The 24,404-nt window shown below is 40.4% G+C and carries 23 protein-coding genes and 1 pseudogene; 12 read left to right on the top strand and 12 right to left on the bottom strand.

Annotation, left to right across the window (positions count from 1 at the left end; all coding sequences use genetic code 11):
- Positions 1-632: 632 nt before the first annotated feature.
- From NMG86_RS10530 to NMG86_RS10505, 6 genes and pseudogenes are all read left to right on the top strand, one after another.
- Positions 633-1,568, top strand: a pseudogene (locus NMG86_RS10530) (DNA-directed RNA polymerase subunit alpha); the annotation flags it as partial.
- Positions 1,542-2,117, top strand: a complete 576-nt coding sequence (locus tag NMG86_RS10525; protein ID WP_420884304.1) for a DNA-directed RNA polymerase subunit alpha C-terminal domain-containing protein — start codon at positions 1,542-1,544, stop codon at positions 2,115-2,117. The pseudogene NMG86_RS10530 and the gene NMG86_RS10525, both read left to right, overlap by 27 nt.
- 162 nt (positions 2,118-2,279) lie before the next feature.
- A complete protein-coding gene (locus NMG86_RS10520) occupies positions 2,280-2,597 on the top strand; it encodes a DUF433 domain-containing protein (RefSeq protein WP_026797596.1) in 318 nt (105 codons plus the stop codon).
- Between the two features lie 123 nt (positions 2,598-2,720).
- On the top strand, positions 2,721-3,074 hold the full coding sequence (locus tag NMG86_RS10515) for a DUF433 domain-containing protein (protein WP_026786997.1): 354 nt from the start codon (positions 2,721-2,723) through the stop codon (positions 3,072-3,074).
- On the top strand, positions 3,049-3,420 hold the full coding sequence (locus NMG86_RS10510; RefSeq protein ID WP_026786998.1) for a DUF5615 family PIN-like protein: 372 nt from the start codon (positions 3,049-3,051) through the stop codon (positions 3,418-3,420). The genes NMG86_RS10515 and NMG86_RS10510 overlap by 26 nt, the downstream gene beginning before the upstream one ends.
- Positions 3,421-3,531: 111 nt before the next feature.
- Positions 3,532-3,822 (top strand): nucleotidyltransferase family protein, encoded by a 291-nt coding sequence (locus NMG86_RS10505; RefSeq protein WP_026786999.1) that lies wholly within the window; start codon positions 3,532-3,534, stop codon positions 3,820-3,822.
- A 48-nt stretch (positions 3,823-3,870) separates the two neighbouring features.
- On the opposite strand, the gene NMG86_RS10500 is transcribed toward NMG86_RS10505, so the two are convergent.
- The 5 genes from NMG86_RS10500 to bioB form a co-directional block, all read right to left on the bottom strand.
- The gene (locus NMG86_RS10500) at positions 3,871-5,895 is read right to left on the bottom strand and encodes a serine/threonine-protein kinase (RefSeq protein ID WP_026797595.1); all 2,025 of its coding nucleotides are present in this window, start codon (positions 5,893-5,895) and stop codon (positions 3,871-3,873) included.
- Between the two features lie 567 nt (positions 5,896-6,462).
- Entirely contained in the window at positions 6,463-8,733 is a 2,271-nt protein-coding gene (locus NMG86_RS10495) for a transglycosylase domain-containing protein (protein ID WP_026797594.1), read from the bottom strand.
- Positions 8,734-8,782: 49 nt separating this feature from the next.
- Entirely contained in the window at positions 8,783-9,253 is a 471-nt protein-coding gene (gene lspA / locus NMG86_RS10490; RefSeq protein WP_026787002.1) for a signal peptidase II, read from the bottom strand.
- An 80-nt stretch (positions 9,254-9,333) separates the two neighbouring features.
- Positions 9,334-9,918, bottom strand: coding sequence for a biotin transporter BioY (locus NMG86_RS10485; protein ID WP_087882178.1), 585 nt, complete (start codon positions 9,916-9,918; stop codon positions 9,334-9,336).
- A gap of 19 nt (positions 9,919-9,937) precedes the next feature.
- Positions 9,938-11,056, bottom strand: coding sequence for a biotin synthase BioB (bioB, locus tag NMG86_RS10480; protein WP_026793790.1), 1,119 nt, complete (start codon positions 11,054-11,056; stop codon positions 9,938-9,940).
- A 262-nt stretch (positions 11,057-11,318) separates the two neighbouring features.
- Here bioB and pstS point away from each other — a divergent pair, with 262 nt between their 5' ends.
- The 4 genes from pstS (at position 11,319) to pstB (ending at position 15,609) form a co-directional block, all read left to right on the top strand.
- Positions 11,319-12,485, top strand: coding sequence for a phosphate ABC transporter substrate-binding protein PstS (gene pstS, locus NMG86_RS10475; protein ID WP_026793789.1), 1,167 nt, complete (start codon positions 11,319-11,321; stop codon positions 12,483-12,485).
- Positions 12,486-12,704: 219 nt separating this feature from the next.
- Positions 12,705-13,661 carry a phosphate ABC transporter permease subunit PstC gene (pstC, locus tag NMG86_RS10470; RefSeq protein ID WP_026797593.1) on the top strand — a complete coding sequence of 319 codons (957 nt, stop codon included), beginning with the start codon at positions 12,705-12,707 and terminating at the stop codon, positions 13,659-13,661.
- Between the two features lie 69 nt (positions 13,662-13,730).
- Entirely contained in the window at positions 13,731-14,630 is a 900-nt protein-coding gene (pstA, locus tag NMG86_RS10465) for a phosphate ABC transporter permease PstA (protein ID WP_026797592.1), read from the top strand.
- Between the two features lie 160 nt (positions 14,631-14,790).
- Entirely contained in the window at positions 14,791-15,609 is an 819-nt protein-coding gene (gene pstB / locus NMG86_RS10460; protein ID WP_026787008.1) for a phosphate ABC transporter ATP-binding protein PstB, read from the top strand.
- Between the two features lie 44 nt (positions 15,610-15,653).
- On the opposite strand, the gene NMG86_RS10455 is transcribed toward pstB, so the two are convergent.
- The gene (locus NMG86_RS10455) at positions 15,654-15,821 is read right to left on the bottom strand and encodes an NblA/ycf18 family protein (RefSeq protein WP_026787009.1); all 168 of its coding nucleotides are present in this window, start codon (positions 15,819-15,821) and stop codon (positions 15,654-15,656) included.
- A gap of 223 nt (positions 15,822-16,044) precedes the next feature.
- Here NMG86_RS10455 and NMG86_RS10450 point away from each other — a divergent pair, with 223 nt between their 5' ends.
- Entirely contained in the window at positions 16,045-16,632 is a 588-nt protein-coding gene (locus tag NMG86_RS10450) for a phycobiliprotein lyase (RefSeq protein WP_026787010.1), read from the top strand.
- Between the two features lie 117 nt (positions 16,633-16,749).
- Here NMG86_RS10450 and NMG86_RS10445 read toward each other — a convergent pair whose 3' ends face one another.
- From NMG86_RS10445 to NMG86_RS10430, 4 genes are all read right to left on the bottom strand, one after another.
- On the bottom strand, positions 16,750-17,115 hold the full coding sequence (locus NMG86_RS10445; protein WP_051340064.1) for a hypothetical protein: 366 nt from the start codon (positions 17,113-17,115) through the stop codon (positions 16,750-16,752).
- Between the two features lie 158 nt (positions 17,116-17,273).
- The gene (locus NMG86_RS10440) at positions 17,274-18,149 is read right to left on the bottom strand and encodes an ABC transporter permease (protein WP_026787011.1); all 876 of its coding nucleotides are present in this window, start codon (positions 18,147-18,149) and stop codon (positions 17,274-17,276) included.
- Between the two features lie 78 nt (positions 18,150-18,227).
- Positions 18,228-19,250 carry an ABC transporter ATP-binding protein gene (locus NMG86_RS10435; protein WP_026787012.1) on the bottom strand — a complete coding sequence of 341 codons (1,023 nt, stop codon included), beginning with the start codon at positions 19,248-19,250 and terminating at the stop codon, positions 18,228-18,230.
- A gap of 25 nt (positions 19,251-19,275) precedes the next feature.
- Positions 19,276-20,466: a site-2 protease family protein gene (locus NMG86_RS10430; protein ID WP_026793785.1), complete on the bottom strand. Its 1,191-nt coding sequence runs from the start codon at positions 20,464-20,466 to the stop codon at positions 19,276-19,278.
- 185 nt (positions 20,467-20,651) lie between these two features.
- On the opposite strand from NMG86_RS10430, the gene NMG86_RS10425 reads away from it, so the two are divergent.
- A complete protein-coding gene (locus NMG86_RS10425; protein WP_026787014.1) occupies positions 20,652-21,671 on the top strand; it encodes a type I glyceraldehyde-3-phosphate dehydrogenase in 1,020 nt (339 codons plus the stop codon).
- 26 nt (positions 21,672-21,697) lie between these two features.
- Here the strand turns inward: NMG86_RS10425 and thiL are convergent, their stop codons facing one another.
- Together thiL and NMG86_RS10415 are read right to left on the bottom strand one after the other, a co-directional pair.
- Positions 21,698-22,711, bottom strand: a complete 1,014-nt coding sequence (thiL, locus tag NMG86_RS10420; RefSeq protein ID WP_026787015.1) for a thiamine-phosphate kinase — start codon at positions 22,709-22,711, stop codon at positions 21,698-21,700.
- Positions 22,712-22,816: 105 nt separating this feature from the next.
- Complete coding sequence (locus tag NMG86_RS10415) at positions 22,817-24,298, bottom strand: isochorismate synthase (RefSeq protein WP_026797591.1); 1,482 nt, start codon at positions 24,296-24,298, stop codon at positions 22,817-22,819.
- Positions 24,299-24,404: the final 106 nt, after the last annotated feature.

Genomic DNA, 24,404 nt, shown 5'->3' with positions numbered 1-24,404 from the left:
GAAAATTTACAGCTAAGGATAATGATAAAGGGTTCTATAAAGTAACGGCTAAAGTTTCTCCATTATCTCCCTATGAGATGCGCTCAAAAATATTAGCCTTTGGCATTTATACAAAATTAATATCTCGGAGTATTTCCTGGGCAGAACGGTTATTTTCTCTGAGTGATAATATTCAAAGTTTATTATTGTATAATTCTGCGGAAACAGAGATTCAAGAGGAATCTGAAACAACTAATAATATCTCTCCCGCTTCTGAGCAAAATTCGTCTTCAGAACTATCTAATTTGGAAATCTATTTGCAAGCCTGGGTGATCAAACAGGCGATTAAAATAAGTGTTCGTTTATTAGATTGGGTGGGGAACTTTTGTATTAATTTGGCTCAAATTAGTGATTCTGTTAATATCCAGGTTGTTCCTGTTTTAAGAAGGTCAAGTCCGACACCACGCCCAACACCACGTCCAACTCCACGGCCAACTCCAAGTCCCATACCAAGTCCAACCCCAACTCCAACTCCCAGTCCAACCCCAAGTCCAACACCAACTCCAACCCCAACCCCAACTCCAACACCGAGTCCGACTCCAAGCCCAACTCCGACTCTGACTCCAAGTCCAAGTCCAACTCCAAGTCCATCGGTGGCAGGATTTAAGATTGAGTGTATTGAATCGAACACTGATGCACACCGGAGCCAGTACGGAAAGTTCGTTTTAGAGCCTTTAGAACAGGGTCAAGGGAGGACAGTTGGTAATGCTCTTAGACGGGTTTTACTCTCAAACTTAGAAGGAACGGCGATTACATCAGCACGGTTTGCCAATGTTAATCATGAGTTTGCAACGATTCAAGGGGTTAGGGAAGACGTTTTGGAAATTCTGCTGAACCTAAAAGAAGTTGTACTCAAAAGCTATACCCACCAAAAACAAATCGGTCGCTTAGAAATTCAAGGCCCAGCAACGGTAACGGCAGGTCATTTTGAGTTACCTTCAGAAGTTGAGGTCGTAGACAAAAACCAATATATCGCTACCCTGGCTCCTGGGGCAACCTTGGAAATGGAATTCCAAGTTGAGAAGGGAACCGGATATCGCGCGGTTGAACGCAGTCATGATGATGCAACGGCTGTAGATTTTCTGCAAATTGATGCCGTGTTTATGCCTGTGCGAAAAGTCAATTATACCGTTGAGGAAGCGCGGGTTGGTGGAACTTTAGAAAAAGACCGACTGATTATGGAAATTTGGACAAATGGGAGTTACACCCCCCAAGAAGCCATCGCTGTCGCCGCGACAATTTTAGTAGATTTGTTTACACCGTTACAAGATATCACCCTGGAATCGATTAAAAGCGATCAGAATATTGATCCAACCAGTCAAATCCCGATTGAAGAACTACAGTTATCGGTTCGGGCTTATAACTGTCTCAAACGCGCTCAAATCAAATCAGTAGCAGACTTACGAGGTTATACTCAAGAAGACCTCTTAAAAATTAAAAACTTTGGTCAGAAGTCTGCTGAAGAAGTCATCGAGGCGTTACAAAAACGCTTAGGGATTATATTGCCTCAAGAACGAGCCTCTAAGTCAGAAGATATCACCCTGGAATCGATTAAAAGCGATCAGAATGATGATATCGATCCAATGAGTCAAATCCCGATTGAAGAATTACAGTTATCAGTTCGGGCTTACACCTGTCTTAAACGCGCTCAAATCAACTTAGTAGGAGACTTACTAGATTATACTCAAGAAGACCTATTAGAAATTAAAAACTTCGGTCATAAGTCTACTGAAGAAGTCATCGAGGCGTTACAAAAACGCTTAGGGATTACATTGTCTCAAGAACGAGCCTCTAAGTCAGAAGATATCACCCCGGAATCGATTAAAAGCGATCAGAATGATGATATCGATCCAATGAGTCAAATCCCGATTGAAGAATTACAGTTATCAGTTCGGGCTTACAACTGTCTCAAACGCGCTCAAATTAACTCAGTAGCAGACTTACGAGATTATACTCAAGAAGACCTATTAGAAATTAAAAACTTTGGTCAGAAAAATGCGGAAGAAGTTATCGAGGCGTTACAAAAACGCTTAGGGATTACATTGCCTCAAGAACGAGCCTCTAAATCCACCAATTAATTGTTTTAATATTATTGTATTTGCGATCGCCTTAATTGTTTTAATATTATTGTATTTGCGATCGCCCATTCTTATATTAATATCAATTATTGATCGCGATCGCACTTCAGAAGAAATTGCCGAAAATATACTATAATTAAATTCAGTAACGAGGCAAACTTTATGAACTTGACTACGACACAACACAAGTATATAGAACTGAATGAAAACAACGTTCCCTACATTGCCGGAACAACCATGAAAGTAATTGAATTAGTTTCCGGTCATCTGTCTTTTGGTTGGAGTCCCGAAGAAATTAAATTTCAACATCCCTATTTAAGCATGAGTCAAATTTATTCTACCTTAGCTTACTACTGGGATAATAAAGAAGAACTAGATGCTGATATACAGCGACGATTTGAGAATGTTGAAACGTTACGTCAACAAGCAGGTGAATCTGCTTTAGTTAAAAAACTTCGCACCCAGGGACTCATTAAATGACCCTAAAATTATTGTTTTAATATTATTGTATTTGCGATCGCTCCTATTTAAAACAGTGTAACTACTTGAAAATGGATCAAATTTTAGATATAATTAATTAATCCTAACTAGGGTTATAAACCGATGCAACTCGAAGACTATTTTGACTTTTTACGTCCTGATGATATTCGGATCAAAGGAACTCGGATCGGGATCGAAACGGTTCTTTATGATTTCATCCATCGCGCCCGTACCCCTGAAGATATTGCTCAAACCTACCCATCTTTAACCTTAGAACAGGTCTATGCCACAATTTTGTATTACTTACACAACACAGAAACCATCAATCAATATATTGCCAACTGGTTAGAGTGGAGTCATGAAAAATGGCAAAATCAGCAATTAAATCCAACACCAACCCTGCTACGATTACGCCAAATTCGAGCAGAAATGAAAAAAGCAGGAAAAAGTAATGGAACTGAAATATCTTTTAGATGAAAATATTGCTCCTATCTATAAAGTTCAACTTGCTAAACAGAATCGGGATTTAATTGTTTGGAGAGTTGGTGATCCGAATAGTCCAAAAATAGGAACACTAGATCCAGATATTCTAACTTGGTGTGAGAAATTGGGTTTTATCTTAGTAACAAATAACCGGGCTTCTATGCCTGTTCACTTGGTAGATCATATCAATGTAGGGGGTCATATTCCTGGTATTTTTGTCCTTAACCCTAAGTTAAGTATAGGTGCAAATATTGAGGAACTGATTTTTCTAGCAGAGGTTTCTTTTAGAGATGAATACCAGGATCAAATTATTCATCTACCTTATAGTTATTTATTGTAAATCAATGGTGATTATTGCTATTCTTTAAAAAAGTTTAATTATTTGAAAATGGATCGAATTTAAGATATAATAATCTATACCGTTTTTAACTCATTAATCCCTAATAAACTCATGAACCTTGATGACCTGCTGAAAAGTTATCGTCAAGAAATTTTAAGGATTGCGGCTCAATATGGAGCCTATAATATCCGAATTTTTGGATCTGTGGCTAGAAATGAAGCAGATTCCAATAGTGATGTAGATTTTTTAGTTGAGCTTGAACCCGGAAGAAGTCTTTTTGATTTAGGTGGACTCCTGATGGACTTACAAAATTTATTAGGGTGTCCAGTTGATGTTGTTACAGAAAAAGGTTTAAAAAAACGCATTCGTCAACAAGTATTAAAAGAGGCAATTTCCTTATGAGAAGTGATTCCGAAATATAGATTTTAAGCTCCCCTCTAAAAATCAATTTTATTGTTTCCACAACTTCACTGTCCGGTCATAACTTCCCGTTGCTAACCATTGACCATCCCCACTAAACGCCACCGTAAAAACATCACTTTCATGGGCTTTAATGGTTTCTAATAATATCCCTTTTTGTACATCCCAAATATCAATGATTCCCTGTCCGCCTCCACTCACTAAAAACCGATTATCTGGACTAAAAATAATATTAAATATTTCTTTATCATCCGCCCTTAATGTTCTTAATAATACCCATTTTTCCTGTTGATTGTGCCATATTTTAATCATCCCATTTTTAGACGCCGAAGCCAATAATTGACCATTTAAACTAAACGCCACACTTCTCACCCAGTCCCCATGACCTGTTAAACTTTGGACTTCCTTTGCTGTGTTCAAATCCCAAATTTTTACCGTTTGATCTCGACTCCCACTTGCCAACTTTTGACTATCCAAACTAAATGCCACACTATAAACTCGATCCTGATGACCTGTTAAGGTAAACCCCCGTTTTCCCTTATTCATATTCCAAATTTCAATACTTTTATCTCGACTTCCACTAGCTAATAATTGACCATTGGGACTAAAGGCTACCCCTTCCACCCCGTCTTGATGACCCGTGAGGGTATACCACCGTTTCCCCTTGGTCATATCCCAAATTTCAATAGTTTGATCCCGACTCCCACTCGCCAAAGTCTTGCTATCAGGACTAAAAGCAATGGTTGTGATCCAGTTACTATGACCAACTAAGGTATACCACCGTTTCCCAGAGTCCAGCCGCCAAATTTCAATCGTCTGATCCTGACTCCCACTCGCTAACGTTTGGCCATCGGGACTGAAAGCCACCCCGGTAATAGCGTTGCGATGACCACTGAGGGTATGTACACACTTCCAAGAGGGCGCTTGCAACGGTTGAACACGCTGCTGTTGTGGGGGTGTAGGTTGTTGGATGGTGCGGGGAGGTAAGGTCTGGGAGGACGATGGAATGGGAGTTCTAACGGTTTGTGGGGGGGGAGTTGGGGGGGATGGGGTTTGTAAATGGCGGGCGATCGCTGGAGGTATGCCACTCGGATGTAGATCTTTTAGGACTTTTAAGGCAGAATCATAACGTTGACTGGGTAATACTGCTAACATTTTATCTAATATTTTTCCTAATTCCGAACTGACATAATTTTGTTTTAAATAATCTCGCCAAATCCACCGATCCTCATGAATATCATATAAATCAAAAGGGGAAATTTGTGTCATTAAATAAATACAAGTTACCCCTAAACTATAAATATCACTGCTATAAATTGCCTGTCCTCTGGTTTGTTCCGGGGCGACATATTCGGGACTACCAATTACTGTTCCCATGATCGGAACTTGACTATCGCTAACAACTTTTGCCGCCCCAAAATCTACTAATACTAACTGACCTTGAGGTTGAGAAACCCCAGGAACATTTTGAGGCGAAGATTGACCGCGAAATTGTTGCAAAACTTCGGGACGAACTAATGGCAATTGTGCTGATAAAGATCCCTCTCTAAGAATAATATTAGCGGGTTTAATATCTCGGTGAATTACCCGATGATGATGAATAAATTGTAAAACAGGTAATAAGTCATCTAAGACTTGAGAAATTTGGGCTTGATTAAATACTCCTTGATGTAAAAGTTCTTCTTCTAAATTCGGCCCGTTAATAAATTCTTGGACTAAATATTGATGATTGTCTTGTTCAAAATGGGCTAATAATTCAGGAATTTGCGGGTGTTTTCCTAACTCATCTAATCTTTCTGCTTCACGATGAAATAACTCAATTGCTTTTTGGGAATTTCCCTGCATTTGGGGATGAAATTGTTTAATCACACAAGCAGGGCGGGAGGGTTTATCTTCATCCACTGCTAAAAAGGTTTTACCAAACCCTCCATGACCAATCACTTTAACAGCGCGATACCGTTCTCTCAACAATAATTTTGCCCCACAGGTTAAGCAAAATTTAGCCTCTGGGGTGTTCTGGGGTTGCGGACATTGGGGATTTAAGCAATAACTCATGATGATATAACTCAAACTAGCCTGAGTTTATTTTAGTCTAAGATAACCTGAAGAAACCATTTTTCTTAGAAACCCTGTTTACAGGAATTGTTATACTATAAAAAATTAATTTCGTTGTTGCGCTTTAGCGCTCCTACTCTTGGCGCTGAAGTGCGACAAAAGAATGCGCTGAAGTGCGACAAAAGAATGCGCTGAAGCGCAACAACAGAATGCGCTGAAGCGCAACAACAGAATGCGCTGAAGTGCGACAACAGAATGCGCTGAAGTGCGACAACAGAATGCGCTGAAGTGCGACAACAGAATGCGCTGAAGTGCGACAACAGAATGCGCTGAAGTGCGACAACAGAATGCGCTGAAGCGCAACAACGAACTGTTTTCTTATTGTTACTTTATCAAATGATCGATGGTGAATATATGGTAAATTTATTTAGAGAAAATGATAGAATAGAATCGGCCATATTCCCCGAATTAAATTTAACCCCAACACAAATTTTTCAGTTATAATTCCCCGTAGAGACGAGCCACGGCGCGTCTCTCTTTCTCTTGATTTCTCAAAATAATAAAAAATTATCTAGCAATTTGACTCATATAATCTCGCCATAATTGGGCCGCATTTGCACTACTTCCATTGGTGGGAGAATTATCATCATTACCTAACCAAATTCCCGTGGCTAATTTAGAATCAGGAAGATAACCAATAAACCACAAATCAACATTATCATTTGTCGTTCCGGTTTTACCCGCTTCTCCTAACCCGATATAGGCGCTTTGACCCGTACCCCGACGAACTGCTCCTTGCAACAAAGTTGTCATGGTTTCCGCAACAGAAGCCGATAAAACTGAAGGAATTGTTGGATTTTGTTGATCATAAGCATAAATCACCCGACAGGTATTAATATCATTAAAATCCGTACAATCACTACTATCTAAAATCCGTCTAATTGCATGGGGAGAATGACGTAAACCATTATTAGCAACGGTGCTATAAGATCCCGTAATTTCTAATAGATTTACCTCACTTTGACCGATAACTAAACCTGGAACTGGATCAAGTTTTGACTTAATTCCTAAGCGTTTTGCCATGTCAATAATTCGATCTAATCCAACATCTTGAGCAATTCTCAGGGCGATCACATTTTCTGATAACGCTAACCCTCTATACATATCCAGATCACCCCCACTGCGTTCACACCCTTGATAACTTTGTCCTTTCCAATTTAATGGTTCACAGGAATAGATTTGACCCGGAGGAATACCCTGAGCGAGTGCGGCTAAATAGGTAAATAATTTAAACGTTGATCCCGGTTGACGTTGAGCTTGGGTAACACGGTTAAACTGACTTTCTTTATAATCTGCACCCCCCGCCATTGCTAAAATTTCCCCGGTATTAGAATCTAATGTTACCAGACCTCCTTGAGAAAATCCATTAGTTGCTCCTGTGGTCTGAATCGAACTTTTTAGGGAAGATTCTGCAATGGTTTGCATCGAAGGAGTTAATGCCGTTTCTACGATAAAATTTCCTTCTCTGGCTAATTGTTCCCCTAATAATTGCTGCAATTCAGCAAAAATATAATCATAAAAATAGGGAGCAATGGTACTTTCTAAAAACTCCTGAGCTTTAGGATTAATTTCAATCCGAGAACGACGAGCGCGATCGGCTTCATCTTCACTCACCATACCCAGTTCTAACATCCGACTAATCACCCGATCGCGATACTGCACCGCTAATTGATAATTTTGAATCGGATTAAAACTATTGGGTGCGGGTAAAATTCCTACTAATGTTGCTGCTTCTGAAAGGTTTAAATCCTTGGCAGATTTGTTAAAATAGAATTTAGCTGCATCTTCAAAACCATATAAATTAATTCCTAAATAAACCCGATTCAAATAGGTTTTTAGAAGTTTATTTTTTCCATAAACTGCTTCTAATTTTAGGGCCACAACCGCTTCCCTAAATTTACGCCCAGCAGAATCCTCCGTACCGACATAATCCCGATATAAACTCCGGGCTAACTGTTGAGAAAGGGTACTTCCCCCTTCTCGAATTTCCCCATCCCTAACATTGGTTAATAGGGCGCGTAATGTGCCAAAGGGATCAATTCCCAAATGCCAATAAAACCGAGCATCCTCAGAGGCGACAACGGCTTTGGGTAAATAGGGGCCAAAATCCGATAACTTATCTGCTTCTAAATGGGCGATGGTATTAGCTTCTCGCAGGGGACGGCCATCGGCGGCATGAATAATAACTGGCCCGGTTACGGTTTTCGGTAGGGGATCAACTTCAAATTTCTGCGACTCAAATAGTACCACAATGCCCACGGCGGCGCTTAAACCACAGATTCCATAAAATCCATAACGGAGGGTTTGAAGATACCAAGGAGGCGGATTTCGATATTCTACCCGGGAAACCGAGGCCAATTCTGGTGGCCCCAAGGTGAAACTATCTCCATGTCGCAACGGAAGTACCTTAATCCGTCGCCGTCCCCAATATAAGCCATTTGTGGAGTCTTCATCCTGAATCATAAACCCGGTACGACCCGAAAATAATCCCATCCGTTTGGGATCTCGGACAACACTGACATGAATTGTGCTAACTAGGGGGTTTCGGACTACGATATCGCAGGTTCGGGATGAACGTCCAACAACATAGCGATCGCCTAATAGGGGATAAACTTCGGCTTTGTTAGTATCGGCTTGATGTACTATTAGTTCTGGGACTTTAGCATTAGGTTTCAAGATCAGCCGGGAAAAATTAACTTTAGCGTGAAGCGTCTGGACAACCTGTGTGATTGTGTTCAGGAGAGTTTGGGGTTTCTGAGGGGGCAAGGGGGTGGACATTTTCAGCACTCAGACTTGCATTAGTATGTATTTATTGTACCGTCTTGTTTCAGGACTCAGGTTTTAATTGTGTGAATGTTGCAATAATTAAAAACCAGATTCCAATATTAATCGAAATATCTGCCAAATTGAATATGGGAAAATTAATTAGGCGAAAATCTAGGAAATCTACAACATGACCGGAAATAAACCGATCAATTCCATTCCCTAGGGCACCTCCTAGGATTAAACCATATCCGATCTGTTCCCAACGGTGCTGACGGGGGCCAAACCAAGCCATTGCCATTAGTCCTAGACTCACTAACAAAGATAACCAACGCAACCACAAGATACCCCCATTACTAAATAAACTAAAGGCTGCTCCTGTATTTGTAACATAGGTCAGGTGAAATACACTATGCCAAAGGGGTAAAGTTTCTCCTGGTTCAAAATTTTGCACCACCCACAATTTAGTTAGGTGATCCATAATTAAACTCACCAGAGCAACTATCCAAAAATTCCAATTCTTCTTAAATCGCATAAATTAGGGAATAGGGAATAGGGTAATGGGTAATGGGTAATGGGTTTTGGGTAATATCAATCAACGGTCAACAAACTACTTCAATAAAATAGTAATCCTCTTAAAAGATAAGATAAAACAGCTACCGCACAACTGACCGCTAATTGTCCGGGGAAAGGTTGGATAGAATATTTTTCCACCGCATCTCCAAGAATAATTCCTTGGGTAGCAACGCCATTAAAAACATGACTTAAACTTAAATAAATTAACCCTACACTGTGAACGGTAAGTAATCCACATAAACAACTAAAGGCTAATAATTCTAATTTAGGTAACGCTTTAAACGCTAAAAAACCACAGACCCATCCCCCAGGAATAAACCCTAATAAGTATCCAAAGGTAGGCTGTTTTAAATAATCTATTCCTCCGCCTTCTGAAAAAATGGGTAATAGAGTTAATCCCAAAGCCAGATAAGCAATTTGGGACATGGCGGCGGCATTTTTCCCTCCTAAACAACCCACTAACAAAACTGCCCCAATTTGATAGGTAACACCCAAAGAGTGAACTGCAACATTTTCTTGTTGCCAAAGCCAAGAGGGACTGGTGACAAAGGCTTCTAAAAAAGTACCACCAATCGTTAATAAAACACCAATAATTGCCCAGAAAAAATCAGAGGTCGTTGTCACAATAGGGAAATATTAACCATTAGGAAAAATTAGGAATAGTAGCTTCACCCCCTTCAAGTCCCAAGGATTTTAACATCGCCTGATCCTGTTCGGGAGCTTGACCTAAAGTGGTTAAATAATTACCAATTAACATGGCATTAATTCCCGATCTTAACCCCTTTCCTTGCAATTCTCCCATGATCGCTTCCCGTCCTCCAGCATAGCGGAGAATTTGAGTTGGAAGAATTAAACGAAAAATTGCGATCGCTTTTAAGGCTTCATAGGGATCTAGTTTAGATTGTTCGGATAGAGGAGTTCCCGAGCGTGGGTTTAATAAATTAATTGGCACAGACTCCACCTCTAATTCCTGTAACGAGAAGGCCAAATCTATCCGATCTTCCCAAGTTTCTCCCATGCCAATAATCCCCCCGGTACAGGCTTGAATTCCCGCCGCTTTCAGGTTTTTAACGGTTTGTACCCGATCTTCCCAGGTATGGGTAGTTACGACTTGCGGATAAAAGGCTTTTGAGGCTTCTAAATTATGGTTATAGCGAGTAACTCCCGCCTCAGCTAAAGCCTGAGCCTGTTCTAAGGTTAATTCCCCTAAAGCACAACAGGGTTTAACGTTTGTTTCTTGAATAATTCGTTTAACCGTGGCTAAAATCTGTTCAAATTCGGAGGATTTCGGACTATTATATTTAATCCCTCGTCCTTGAGAAACTAAACAAAACCTGGCGGCTCCAGCGGCTTCTGCGGATGCGGCATGGTCTAAAATTTCATCACTAGACTTTAATCCATACACCGGAGAGGCTTCCCCCGGATGATGAACAGATTGAGAACAAAAACCGCAGTTTTCTGAACAATTCCCCGATTTAATATTAATAATACTACAGAGATCAACGGTATTACCACAGCAAGATTGACGAACTTGATCGGCAGCTTGACAGAGTAATAAAATTTGTTCTTGATCTTCAATCTGGGTTAGAACTAAGGCAACTTCTCGACTAATGCGATCGCCAGATATAATTCTTTCAACTAATTTATTTAGCCAGATTTGTAGGTCTTCTAGGGTTTCCCAATTTTGAGGAACTTCCAATGGGGAATCACTCAACGAAGACAAACTATTAAGAGCGGGTCGTGCTGGAACTACATTGATCATGCCAGAATTGCCAGTTATTAAAATGATTGTTGACGGTTAAGAGTTATAGCGGGGAGTTATGAATTACGAATTACGAATGGGTAATGGGTAATCGGTAATGGGTAATATTTGATTTCCCCTACTCCCCCTGCTTCCCCTATTCCTGGGTTATTTTACCATCAATGGCATCGGGGCAATCCTTAACCCTCCCTTAACCCTAACTTGTTATGGAGACGATATTCTTTACCGTATTGACCCTAACAAAATACTGATTTTTTTAGTTATGCCGTTTTCTTTGAATTCTATTCGTTCTTCCAGTCGATTTGTAGCTAGATTTTCCGTCTTAGCCTTGAGTTTGAGTTTAGCCGCCTGCGGTGGCAGTAATACTACAACTAGCACGGCTCCAAATGCAACACCAGGGACAGAAGGAGCGGCTAATAATACCCCCGCCCCCAGTCCAGCCCAACTCGTTGCGTTAGAACAACCTGTGGCATTAATCGGTGCGGGGGCTTCATTCCCGGCTCCTTTATATCAACGCTGGGCTAGTGATATTAGTAGCGGCACCAAAAATCTACAAATTGATTATCAATCCGTGGGTAGTGGTGCTGGGGTAGAACGTTTTGTACAAGGGTTAGTTCAATTTGGCGCCAGTGATGTCGCTATGACCGATGAAGAAATTGCTAAAGTCCCCAACGGCGTTTTATTATTACCCATGACCGCCGGAAGTATTGTTTTAGCTTATAATGTCCCCGATGTAGCAGAAGTCAAATTATCCCAACAAAACCTAATTGATATCTTTTTAGGTAAAATTACTAATTGGAATGATCCAGCCCTAGCCACAGATAATCCGGGTGTCACCTTCCCTGACTTACCGATTCAAGTGATTTATCGTTCCGATGGTAGCGGAACCACCGGAGTTTTCACTAAAAATTTAAGTGCAATGAGTGAAGACTGGAAAAATAGTGTTGGCGAGGGTAAAACCGTTCAGTGGCCCGTAGGAATTGGTGGTAAGGGCAATGAAGGGGTGACGGCCCAAATCACTCAAACTCCTGGTGCGATTGGTTATGTTGAATATGGTTTTGCCAAAGGTGCTAACTTAAAAACGGCCTCTTTGCAAAATAAAGCGGGCAGTTTTGTCAAAGCTACCGATGAATCCGCCGCCAAAACCCTTGAATCCGTAGAATTACCCGAAAATTTACGCGCTTTTATTACTAATCCTGAAGGAGCCGAATCCTATCCGATTGTCACCTACTCTTGGATTATGGCTTATCAAAAGTACGATAAACCAGAAACAGCTAAATCCGTTGAAGCCATGATTCAATATGGACTCACTGAAGGTCAAAAAGTCAGTCCCCAACTGGGTTATATTCCCCTACCTGCTGCGGTAGTCAAAAAAGTAGCAGCAAAAGCGGATCAAATCAGCCCAGACTTTACAATTAAAGTTGAGTAATCGGGTAAATTCCTGCACAGGATGAACCAGGCTTAGTTAATACTCAACTTGACATTTGTAAGTTGTAAACAGACGGGCAGGATGGCATTTGAAGTATTTAAACCTGTTGAGGTTAAACTTGAAATTGCCTCCTTGCCCTATTGAGTTTGGGGTTGTTATCTTTTCAAAAATGATAATCAAGGTTATTTATTTCCATTAATCCTGTATAATTTTCAATGTATGGTTGTACCCAATCAGAATGTAACAGCAATTCCGCAATCTCGTTCCCCGATCGAAAAAAAACTTGATCAAGGTTTTGTTTGGTTAACCCAAATTTTTGCCTGGGGGATTGTTGTCGTCTTATTATTACTGGGTTTTCCCATCGCTCAACAAGCAATTCCCGCCATTCAACAGTTTGGATTGGGGTTTTTATTCGGTAGTGATTGGAACCCGGTTGCTAATCAATATGGCGTGTTTCCCATGATTGCTGGGACGTTGATGAGTTCATTAATTGCCCTATTATTTGCAGTACCTTTAGGTGTGGGAACCGCAATTTTCCTCAGTGAAGATTTTATTCCTCCCTCGATTCGCACCGCCTTAACCTTTCTGGTCGAATTGTTAGCCGCCATTCCCAGTGTAGTTTATGGTCTTTGGGGAATTTTTGTCTTAATTCCTTTTTTAAGACCGTTTGGGATGTTCATGTATAAAAATTTCGGCTGGATTCCTTTATTTAGTACCCCTCCTGGTGGGCCGGGATTATTTCCTGCCGGGGTGATTTTAGCGATTATGACTCTGCCAATTATTACGGCAATTTCTAGGGATTCCTTAGCCAGTTTACCTCCTGATTTACGTCAAGCTTCTTTAGGTTTAGGGGCGACTCGGTGGGTGACGATTTTTAGAGTTTTAATTCCGGCCGCTTTTTCTGGAATTGTGGGCGGAATTATGTTAGGACTGGGGCGGGCTATGGGAGAAACTATGGCAGCTACAATGATTATTGGTAACTCTAATAATCTCAGACCTTCCATATTTGCACCGGCGAATACTATTGCTTCTTTGATGGCTAATCAATTCCCTGAAGCTTCGGGTTTACAGGTTTCGGCTTTGATGTATGCGGGCTTAGTTTTATTTGCCCTCACCCTGTTGGTGAATATTGCGGCGGAGTGGATTGTTAATCAAGTTAAAGCTAAATATCAATAATCTGCATCAGGAGTAATTAATCCTGTTAGAAGAATCTGATCAGCTTGAAAAATTTAGTATTTTTTCTGTATGTCAAATCTAACAAAAGATCCGAATTATTCTGAAGGCAATAACTTTAGTTTAATTCGTAATCCCAGAAGTTCCCGGGATATTTTTGAATTTTTAATGACGGGAATTGCCTCGGCTTGTATTGTGATTACCTTGATCCCGCTTGTGGCGGTTTTGTCTTATATTTTTATCAAGGGGTCTGCCCGTTTAAATTTAGATTTATTTACCAAACTGCCCCCTGTGGCGGGACAAACCACTGGAGGCATTGCCAGCGCGATTCTAGGAACAATTCAAGTAGTTTCTATTGCCACTTTAATTGCAGTTCCCTTTGGGATTTTAGCAGCTATTTTCCTCTCTGAATTTGGGGGAAATGGTCAAGTTGTACGGTGGATTCGATTTACTACTAATGTTTTAAGTGGTGTTCCTTCTATTATTGCGGGGGTATTTGCTTACAGTTTAATTGTGTTGAAAATGGGGTCGTTTTCAGTCCTGGCGGGGGCAATTGCCCTCTCGGTTTTGATGTTACCCACGATTATTCGCACCACCGATGAAGCCTTACAAATTGTTCCCCAGGAAATTCGCTGGGCTTCGGTGGGGGTAGGTGCTTCTAATTATCAAACGGTTTTACAAGTAGTGCTTCCTGCCTGCTTACCTGCGATTTTAACCGGAGTTACCTTAGCCGTCGCCAGAGCCGCTGGAGAAACTGCACCCTTATTATTTACAGTTGTTTATACTAATAACTGGCCGGGAGGAATATTTTCTCAAACTCTCCCATCCCTAGCCTATTTGGTTTTTGAATTTGCTAGAGGATTTGATCAAGTTTTACAGGAGTTTGCCTGGGCTGCGTCCTTGGTAATTGTGGTTTTAGTTTTATTAACTAGCATAATTGCTCGTTTTGCAACTCGGCAAAAACAGTTTTAAGTCTGAACTTTCCCCCGGTGAATTTTTGTTTTTGGGTGAGTTAGTTCTTTATAACTTGAATCTCTATCTAGCGGTCATCATAATTTAGTATTAATTAAATAAAATACTCTATTTTGATGTTGATTTTTTTGATATTGTATACCTTCAGGAGTTAATTTTTATGTCTGATGCCCATGACTATCATTCTACCGAAATGGAAACGGTAATCCAAACCGAAAATATTGATATATATTACGGGGATTTTAAGGCCGTTAGAGGTGTTTGTTTAGAAATTCCTAAAAACAGAGTTACGGCTTTTATTGGGCCGTCAGGTTGCGGGAAAAGTACAATTCTGCGCTGTTTTAATCGTCTCAATGATTTAGTTCAAGGATTCAAACTGAAAGGTAATATTTTCTATCATAATCAAAATCTGTATGCACCTAATGTTGATCCCGTAGAAGTTCGTCGCCGCATTGGGATGGTATTCCAAAAACCTAACCCTTTTCCTAAGTCAATTTATGATAATATTGCCTACGGAGTCCGGGTGAATAAATTAGCCAAAAATAAAGCCGAATTAGATGAAATTGTCGAAAAATCCCTGCGTCAAGCGGTGTTATGGGATGAGGTTAAAGATAAACTGGGTCAAAGTGGTTTTGCCCTATCTGGAGGTCAACAACAACGGCTTTGTATTGCTAGGGCGATCGCGATTAATCCTGATGTAGTATTAATGGATGAACCTTGTGCTTCCCTTGACCCGATTTCGACTTTATCGGTAGAGGAATTACTCCACGAACTCAAACAAAAGTACACCATTATTATTGTCACCCACAATATGCAGCAAGCCACAAGGGTTGCCGATATGACAGCATTTTTTAATGCTAAAGCGATTGAAGGGGGCAAACGTTTTGGCTATTTGGTGGAGTATGATGACACCCAAAGTATTTTCCAAAACCCCAAAGAAGAATCCACTCAACAATATGTGAGTGGTCGCTTTGGTTAATCAGATTACGAATAGAGACGCGCCGTGGCACGTCTCTACGTTGATTATGGGTTTTTTATCCATTGACGCAGGAGATTATCTTTAACCATACTCTGGCGTAATACTTCGAGTAGGTAGTCTTGGGCTTGTTCTAAATTTAAGTTTTTGACTTGTTCGCGTAGAATTTGTAACTTGAATTGTTGTTCAAGACTGAGGTTTGCAGGCGTTTTCATGTTCACTCCTCTAACTGAGTTGTACAAATCACGAAGATTGGGACTGACTAAGTTGATCTATATCACACTGAATGTAAACTATCGTAATAAGTTCTTGACAATCTGTCCATAATGCACAATTTGAAACTAATCTCTGTTACAGAAATTTAAAATGGACTCAGAATCGCTTTATCATAAAGGGTGAAACCAAGAAAGATCAGTGATTAAAGGGATTTTAACTGTGATGGATGCAATAGAATTTTTTCGGAAAAGTGCTGGAACCTGGCGATCGCAACGGACAACCCACCATTTAGCCTTCAGACAAGCTGAGAAAGGCTTTTCAGATATTCAAGTCACCAGCCTAGATGCAGACGACCCTAGAGTGATCGAAATTTGTCAGATGCACAATGTTGACCCCAGTTTATCCGCCGGGGGAGCGTATGTTACTTGGGCGGGGGAAATGGCCTGGGATAAGGACGATGAAAACCACAAGGGAGAAACGGTATTTGCTATTGTTCCTGACCCAGAAAATCCCCGTAAAGGTCAAATGTTGCGAGAACGGGGTTATGCGGAAATTATGCCCGTTGCGGGTCAATTTGAGATGGATGAGAACGATGCTTTAATTTTAATTACTGAATATGAAACCATGAGTGCGATTGAGCGTTTCTGGTTTATGGGTTCGGATATTCGGATGCGAACCAGTGCGGTTAAACGGTTTGGTGGGTTCAATACCTCCACCTTTTGTACGGAAATTCGGGTTAATCCTGATACTGAAACCGTATCGGAATCTACCCCAGAGGATAGTCAGTTTTATTCAGCTTTTGGCTGGTAATTTCTACGTTGGGTGGGTACAAATCCCTAACTCACCTAATCTTTATGGGAATTAAGCAAGCATCCCATATATATCGTGCTTGCTTAAGTCCTGTTTTATCAGAAAATTCTTAACAGCTTAAGGTTTAACCTCTACAGGGTCAGTTGAGGTTTCAGTAACTTCAGGTTCTTGGAGAAGTAAGCGTTGTTTTTCCCGAAATTGAGTCGCCGCATCTTGAATATTTTGACGTTGTTTATTTCCTACCGCTTCATAATCAACATTAAATCTCCCTAACCGAGAATTATGAATAATATCTAACATTGTTCTCCCACTATTTTCACCACTCAGGGGGTCTGGGTTATCAGAACGTTGAAATTGTTGTAAAGGGGTAGCGGAAGTGGATTGAGCTAGACTGACTGAATTGAACCCAAAAACTCCCATCCCAGCAGCTACAAAAGTACAAGAGAAGATGCCCAGAGCCGATTTTAATTGCTTAAATTGCATGATCACAACCTCACGATTTCAAAAATAACTATAAAAACTTAGATTCCCATATTATAGCTATATTTTCTGAAAATTCAACATAAATATTCCCCCCTAACATTGGTGAACAGTTGGGGGGATTAATAGGCATAAAGTTTTTCTAAAGTTGATGGGTTTGTTTAGGCAAAACGACGCTTTAATAAAGGCTGAATCGATAATAAAGCCAAGGTTGCAAACCCTATTAATACTAACAACGCACCGCCAAAAGTAATCGTAGCAAAGGGGGCTTCCATGACCACACTATTGAATGCCCAATCTTGATTGAGGTATAAATAACGAATGGGTTCAATCGCATAACTTAGGGGATTCAGACAAACCACCACCTGTAACCAATTTGGCATAAAAGATAAAGGAGCGAGGGCGGTACTGGCAAATAAAAGCGGTAAATTGGTGACAAAAATTACCGCAATTAATTCAATATGACCGGGTAAGGCAAAAGCTAATCCTAGACTTAAACCTGTTACTCCCAAAACTAATAGAAACACAATCAGGGTAATGATACTTAATCCGGTAATTCCGGGTAATCCTGCCCCTAAAAATGCTCCGGCGGTAATAATAACAGAGGTTTGAATTAAACTCAGAGTAACTATATAAATTGCCGAGGCTAAAACAATCGAAAATCGAGAGACTAAAGGAGCGACCAATAACCGATTTAGAAAGCCAAATTCTCGATCAAACATAATTGGTAATCCGGCATTTAAGGCCCCGGCAAATGCTGTGAAAACAATAATTCCCGCAGCTAAAAACTGAGCATAATTCAGAGTTCCGCCAAACAATCCTTTGGGGGCATTTTGAAATAATGCTCCAAATAAAATTAACCACATTAAGGGTTGAATAATCCCCGCAATTAAGGTGGAAGGACGACGTTTTAATTGAATAAACAATCTCCGGGTTAAGGCCATTGTTTCTTGGATAAATTCCCCGACTAAATTTGGTTGCTGATCAGCCGTTTGATTCGGGGTTAAAATTTTAACAGAGGTTGTTGAACTACTCATGATTATTAAGGTTTTGACAATTAACGATATCGGTAACAGTTTGTTTGATTAGATTGTACAAAAAATTAGGAAATCTGGCTAAGAGCGCATACTTTTCTTTTTCTCAGCTTTCAAATCTCGATTACTAGAAGCCGCAATTTCAGCATCGAGTAAGGTTCGACCCGTGGCTGCTAAATAAACATCATCTAAACTTGGGCGAGATTGGGCAATCCCAAAGGTGGGTAAACCCGCATCTTTTAACGCCTGTTGAATCGTAAATAAGGCATCACTTTGAGTTTTAACTACTAAATTTAAAGAATTACCTTGAGCCGGATTAATAATAATTTCCTGTACAAAAGGCAAAGATTGTAATAGGGATTTGGCTGTTTCTGCTTCTTCAACCGGGGAAAATTCTCTAATTCTGAGGGTAATGCGATCGCCTCCGAGTTGATTTTTTAAAGCAGAAGGTGTACCCAAAGCAATCACTAATCCTTGGTCAATAATTGCCACCCGGTCGGCTAAAGCATCCACTTCCTCTAAATAGTGGCTTGTAATTAAAACCGTTGTGCCATTTTCTCTTAATTGACGCAGAAAATCCCAGACCACGACCCGACTTTCAATATCTAATCCCACGGTAGGTTCATCTAATACTAATAAATCCGGTTGATGGAGTAAACCCAAAGCTAAATCTAAACGTTTGCGAATACCCCCGGAATAGGTTCCAGTTTTTTGATCAATCCAATCTTGTAATCCTAATAAATTTGTAACTTGATTAATTCGTTCGGCAATATTAGGCCGAGGAATATGATAGAGAGCAGCCTGTAATTGCAATAACTCTCGCCCGGTTAAGACCTTATCTAAGGCGACCTCCTGGGCTACATAACCGAGGCGTTGACGAACAAGTCTGGGTTGATCAACCACAGAAATACCAGAAACCTCTAAACGCCCAGCATCGGGAGTAATTAAGGTACACAACGCCCTTAAAATTGTGGTTTTTCCGGCTCCATTGGGCCCTAGTAAACCAAAGATTTCCCCCGGTTGGACATCGAGAGACACATCTTTAATGGCGGGACAAGCACCATAGGATTTTTTCAGATTTTGGATCACAATAGCAGGAATCATATTATTAAACTTTGTGTCTTTGTGGTTAAACCATACTTTTTGCTAAAGCTGCTAACGGTAAACCCGGAGGATAAATTCCTTCTTCCTTAATTCGCCGAATATTTGCTTCTGGAATAGGAACTTTTAGATAGTTTGCCACTGATCTTACCACATCTCCGCGATCAATAATCCCGGCCACGGCGACCGCCGGAGATAATATTGTAATTCGACGCAATTCTTGGTCTTCCATCAGATTAATTACCTCCACTAATGAGGCTTTTTCCGAAACCGTAATCAGTGAATTCAGAGGTTGAACAATTTGATTTAAGGTTTGCTTCTCCCACTGACTGCGCTCAATCACGCGCAACGATTCTACAGAAACTAACCCCCGATAACGACCATTAGAAGATGCAAAATAAACGGGAATCGTTTCAACTCCAATTAAATATTCATCGGCGAATTGACGTAAACTTAAATCCGCATCCACAACTCGAAATTCTCTGGTCATGGTATCCCCCGCTTGAATATTAACCAAAGCTTCCTGTAGATCGGTGATTCGATTATAGGAAGCCGCATTTTGTAAAATAAACCAACCGATTAAAGCTATCCATAACCCGCCATAACTTCTGGCTAAAAAAACCGCAGATAAGCCTAAAGAAATCGCTAAAATTCCTAAAAACTGTCCCGTTTTCGCCGCCCAACGAACTCCGGTCAAACGATTTCCAGTAATTTTCCAAACCGTTGCTTTGAGCACCTGTCCCCCATCGAGGGGTAACCCAGGAATTAAATTAAATATCCCTAAAACTAAATTAATTCTGGCTAATTCCCCAACCACGGAATAAATTAAACTGGAATTGGGTAAGAGTTGGGTAACAAGATTCAGAATAAAAAATAAGCTAAAACTTACCAAGGGGCCAGCGATCGCTACTTGAAACGCTTGACCGGGGGTTTTTGATTCTTTATCAATAGCAGCCACTCCCCCAAACAAAAACAGAGTAATCGAGTTGACTCGAATTCCCTGGGATTGAGCCACCAAACTATGGCCCAGTTCATGTAACAATACCGAAGCAAACAATAAGAGTGCAATAGCAAACCCAGCAACCCAAGATAAAGTTTGCCCCCACTCCGCATAACTCTGGCGATTGGCGACTGTGAACAGCAAAACAATCACAAACCAAGAAGAATCAACAAAGAAGGGAATTCCAAATAACGATCCAATCCGCCAACCTGCTTGCATGAGATGTCTTTAGACTCCGTTTATTTTATTCTAGCGGTCTCGCGCCTGTGATCATCGACCCCAGCCAAAAAATAGTCTGGAAAATTGCGACAGCCTTTACGGTATGATTGGGGTCAATAGAAACATCTATCTAGTCAAACTTTAGCCTGGTTTGGGCGATGCCATTGTTAGGAGGAACAAAGTAAGTGATTAAGGTCGCAATCAACGGTTTTGGACGGATTGGACGTAACGTTTTACGCTGCTGGTTAACCCGGCAAAATAGCAATTTAGAGTTTGTGGGTATCAATGATACTTCTGATCCCAGTACCAATGCCCATTTGCTAAAATACGATTCCATGCTCGGCACACTCAAAGGCGTTGATATCAAAGCCGATGAGAATTCCATTACAGTCAATGGCAAAACCATTAAATGTGTTTCTGATCGTAACCCATTAAATTTGCCTTGGAAAGAATGGGGTGTGGATTTAATTATTGAATCCACCGGGGTATTTATTACCGAGGAAGGCGCTTCTAAGCATATTACCGCCGGAGCCCAAAAAGTCCTGATTACGGCTCCTGGAAAGGGTGAAGGCGTGGATACTTTTGTGGTGGGTGTGAATCACCATGACTACAATCATGATCAACACCGAATTCTGAGTAACGCCAGTTGTACTACCAACTGTTTAGCTCCTTTTGCCAAAGTCCTGCATGAGAAATTCGGCATTGTTAAAGGCACAATGACCACAACCCACAGCTATACTGGAGATCAGCGTCTTTTAGATTCCAGTCACCGGGATGTGCGTCGGGCTAGAGCCGCGGCGGTGAATATTGTTCCTACTTCTACGGGTGCTGCAAAGGCCGTTTCTTTAGTGATTCCTGAGCTGAAAGGAAAACTCAACGGGATTGCTTTTCGAGTTCCTACCCCTAATGTCTCGATTGTGGATTTAGTGGTACAGGTGGAGAAGGCAACCTTTGTTGAAGAAGTGAATTTAGCTCTGAAAGAAGCTGCTGACGGCGCAATGAAGGGGATTCTGGAATACAGCGATCTGCCTTTGGTGTCTTCTGACTATAAAGGACATGATGCTTCTTCAATTGTGGATGCCAGCTTAACAATGGTGATGGGTGGCGACATGGTGAAAGTGGTCGCCTGGTATGATAACGAATGGGGTTATAGTCAACGGGTGGTTGATTTAGCCGAATTGGTAGCTTCCAACTGGAAAGCCTAGATTTAATTGGGACACCAGGCAGGGTTTTAACTGCTTGTTATCTGTGAAAAGTGCTGAAATCCTCGACTCAAGGATAGTTTTTCAATGGTTGAGGGTTCAGCATCATCTATTAATAAAATATCTGGATTAGCAGTAATTTCACCAATAATAGTGGCGGTTTTTCCTAGGTATTGGACAACTATTTCAGCTATATCCGCAGCCACAGACAATACCAGTTGAAAGTCTTCGCCCCCATACAAAGCCCAATAAACTGCTTTTTGCGGGGAAACAAAGGTTTTTAAGGCTTGAGATATCGGAATTTGAGGACGTTGGATTTTAGCCCCGACTTGACTTCCTCGACAGATTTGGACAATCGCATCGGCCAGTCCATCGCTACTATCCATTCCCGCAATTGTTGTCTGGGGATGGGAGGCTAAAAAACTTTGCAATTTCGGGACAATATCCAAGCGGGGTTGGGGCCGTTGATGGGCTTGAATTAGGGATAAACGTTGATTAGCTGTTAATTCGGCTCCTAATTCGGGATGTAGGAGTAATTCTAATCCAGCCCTGGAGTCCCCATGATCTCCAGTAACTATAATTTTATCGCCAGGACGGGCAACGGAACGCCGAATTGCTAATTTTGGGTTAACCCTTCCAAAAGCAGTAATAGAAATACAAGTTACCGCCGACCGACAAATATCGCCACCCACAATCGGCGTCTGATACTGATTTAAACAGGTGGTTAATCCTTGATAAAGTTGTTCTACCCAGCTAACGGTTTTATTATCTGTTATTCCTAATGCGACGGTAATTCCGATGGGAAAAGCACCCATAGCCGCCAGGTCGGATAAATTCACCGCAGCGCCACGCCAACCCACATCAAAAGGTGATGTAGTGCGATCGCTAAAATGCACTTCATCTACTAACATATCCGTGGTAATTACTAAGGATTCATCCCCAGAAACCGCCAAAATTGCCGCATCATCCCCCACAATTTCCGAGGGACAAAAACCCTTAACAATTTCCAGTAAACCCTGTTCTCCAATATCTTTAATTAGCATCGTAAATCAGTCATCAGTTATCAGTCATCAGTCATGAGTTATCAGTTATGAGTTATTAGTCATCAGTTACCAGTTTATTACCCATTCGTAATTCGTAATTCGTAATTACACTAATGCTCTTAATAAAGCCTGTAACTTTAACTGAATTTCAGCTACTTCTTTTTCCGGTTCTGAACCCGCAACAATTCCGGCTCCTGCATAGAGTCTAGCACGATTTCCGTCTAATAAAGCCGAACGAATCCCCACCACAAATTCTCCATTTCCTTGATGATCAATCCAACCAATTGGTGCTGCATAAAGAGAGCGATCAAAACTTTCATAATTATGGATATATTGTTGGGCAATATCTCTGGGAGTTCCCGCAACGGCGGGAGTTGGATGTAATTGTGATAATATTTCCAAGAGATGAATATTGGTTGAAACTTGACATTTAATCGGTGTCCAAAGGTGTTGAATATTTGTGAGTTGTCTTAAACAAGGTAAATCCGTTAAATCTGGGGTTAAACCCAAACTTAATAAACGTTCGATAATAAAATCTATTACCACTTGATGTTCCCGCAGATTTTTTTCACTATTGAGTAATTCTTGACCTAAATTAATATCTTCTATCGGTGTTTTTCCGCGAGGGGCTGAACCCGCCAAGGCATCAGTAATTAATTGATTATTTTTCAGACTAATTAATCTTTCTGGACTCGCCCCAATAAACTGTTGACCCTTGCCATTACCCGTGGAAAAAATATAACAATCAGGATACAAAAGTCTTAAATTATTTAAAGAATGAATTAAATTAAATGGGGTTTTAGACACCACATCAATCGGTTGAGAAAGAACTAATTTTTTCAAGGATTTAGAGTTAATTAAATCCAAAGCAGAATGGACAGACTGTTTAAATTGTAAATAGGGTTTGGGGTCAGTTTCGACTTGTTGGGTTAATAATAAACTAGGGGTTTTACTGGTGACAGAAGGAATTGAGGTGGTTTCTAACCCATTAATTTGTTGACTTTTATACCAGACATCACTCAAAATATTTTCAATTTTAGAGTTTTTCTTCAAAACAATATTAACAATCAAAATACAGCGATTTTTTTTTCTAATCACTTGCCATTTAGGTAAAAATATGGTAGCGGGCGGGAAATAAACATTTTCCGGTTCAACCGCAAGATTTTGTCCGCAATTTAAGGATAAATTAGGATTAAAATATTGATCAAAAAAAGTAAAACTACAGCAAAAATAAGGCTTAGGTAAATGGCTATTTTTAGAACCAATAATAACGGTTTTATCTAAACAAGATTGAATAAATTTTTGCGCTTCAATAAACCTATTTTTTCCCGCCGTTATGAATTTAATAGCCGTATCAACCGCCACAAAGGACTCCTCAAATTGAGGTTTTTCAAAATAAAAATGAATTAAATTTGGATGATAAAATTGCTGTAAAATTGCTAAAGGATCAATCCATTGAATTTCATGGGCAATACTCAGAATTTTAGTCTGATAGTCCTGTAATCCATAATTTTGAAACTCTAACAAAAAACGATGCAGTTCTTGGCGATCTTGCAATAACGGGGTTGCAGAAGGAAAAACTGGCATATAAAAAATGAACAAAAAAAGGTTAAAACAGGGAAAACTGTCACCGAAAAATCGTTAACTCATGTTATTTTAATCTATGTTAACGACTTTCAGAGTCATTTACCCC

The sequence above is a fragment of the Planktothrix rubescens CCAP 1459/22 genome (genome assembly GCA_904830895.1).
Taxonomy (GTDB): domain Bacteria; phylum Cyanobacteriota; class Cyanobacteriia; order Cyanobacteriales; family Microcoleaceae; genus Planktothrix; species Planktothrix agardhii.
Note: the sequence above shows the minus strand (reverse complement) of the source record. Positions and strands in the feature narration are given on the sequence as shown.

What these genes read in the sequence shown, in the direction of transcription:
- NMG86_RS10520 (WP_026797596.1), top strand. Translation starts at nt 2,280, where the DNA reads ATGAACTTGACTACGACACAACACAAGTATATAGAACTGAATGAAAAC.
- NMG86_RS10515 (WP_026786997.1), top strand. Translation starts at nt 2,721, where the DNA reads ATGCAACTCGAAGACTATTTTGACTTTTTACGTCCTGATGATATTCGG.
- NMG86_RS10510 (WP_026786998.1), top strand. Translation starts at nt 3,049, where the DNA reads ATGGAACTGAAATATCTTTTAGATGAAAATATTGCTCCTATCTATAAA.
- NMG86_RS10505 (WP_026786999.1), top strand. Translation starts at nt 3,532, where the DNA reads ATGAACCTTGATGACCTGCTGAAAAGTTATCGTCAAGAAATTTTAAGG.
- NMG86_RS10500 (WP_026797595.1), bottom strand. Translation starts at nt 5,895, where the DNA reads ATGAGTTATTGCTTAAATCCCCAATGTCCGCAACCCCAGAACACCCCA.
- NMG86_RS10495 (WP_026797594.1), bottom strand. Translation starts at nt 8,733, where the DNA reads ATGTCCACCCCCTTGCCCCCTCAGAAACCCCAAACTCTCCTGAACACA.
- lspA (WP_026787002.1), bottom strand. Translation starts at nt 9,253, where the DNA reads ATGCGATTTAAGAAGAATTGGAATTTTTGGATAGTTGCTCTGGTGAGT.
- bioB (WP_026793790.1), bottom strand. Translation starts at nt 11,056, where the DNA reads ATGATCAATGTAGTTCCAGCACGACCCGCTCTTAATAGTTTGTCTTCG.
- pstS (WP_026793789.1), top strand. Translation starts at nt 11,319, where the DNA reads ATGCCGTTTTCTTTGAATTCTATTCGTTCTTCCAGTCGATTTGTAGCT.
- pstC (WP_026797593.1), top strand. Translation starts at nt 12,705, where the DNA reads ATGGTTGTACCCAATCAGAATGTAACAGCAATTCCGCAATCTCGTTCC.
- pstA (WP_026797592.1), top strand. Translation starts at nt 13,731, where the DNA reads ATGTCAAATCTAACAAAAGATCCGAATTATTCTGAAGGCAATAACTTT.
- pstB (WP_026787008.1), top strand. Translation starts at nt 14,791, where the DNA reads ATGTCTGATGCCCATGACTATCATTCTACCGAAATGGAAACGGTAATC.
- NMG86_RS10455 (WP_026787009.1), bottom strand. Translation starts at nt 15,821, where the DNA reads ATGAAAACGCCTGCAAACCTCAGTCTTGAACAACAATTCAAGTTACAA.
- NMG86_RS10450 (WP_026787010.1), top strand. Translation starts at nt 16,045, where the DNA reads ATGGATGCAATAGAATTTTTTCGGAAAAGTGCTGGAACCTGGCGATCG.
- NMG86_RS10445 (WP_051340064.1), bottom strand. Translation starts at nt 17,115, where the DNA reads ATGCAATTTAAGCAATTAAAATCGGCTCTGGGCATCTTCTCTTGTACT.
- NMG86_RS10440 (WP_026787011.1), bottom strand. Translation starts at nt 18,149, where the DNA reads ATGAGTAGTTCAACAACCTCTGTTAAAATTTTAACCCCGAATCAAACG.
- NMG86_RS10435 (WP_026787012.1), bottom strand. Translation starts at nt 19,250, where the DNA reads ATGATTCCTGCTATTGTGATCCAAAATCTGAAAAAATCCTATGGTGCT.
- NMG86_RS10430 (WP_026793785.1), bottom strand. Translation starts at nt 20,466, where the DNA reads ATGCAAGCAGGTTGGCGGATTGGATCGTTATTTGGAATTCCCTTCTTT.
- thiL (WP_026787015.1), bottom strand. Translation starts at nt 22,711, where the DNA reads ATGCTAATTAAAGATATTGGAGAACAGGGTTTACTGGAAATTGTTAAG.
- NMG86_RS10415 (WP_026797591.1), bottom strand. Translation starts at nt 24,298, where the DNA reads ATGCCAGTTTTTCCTTCTGCAACCCCGTTATTGCAAGATCGCCAAGAA.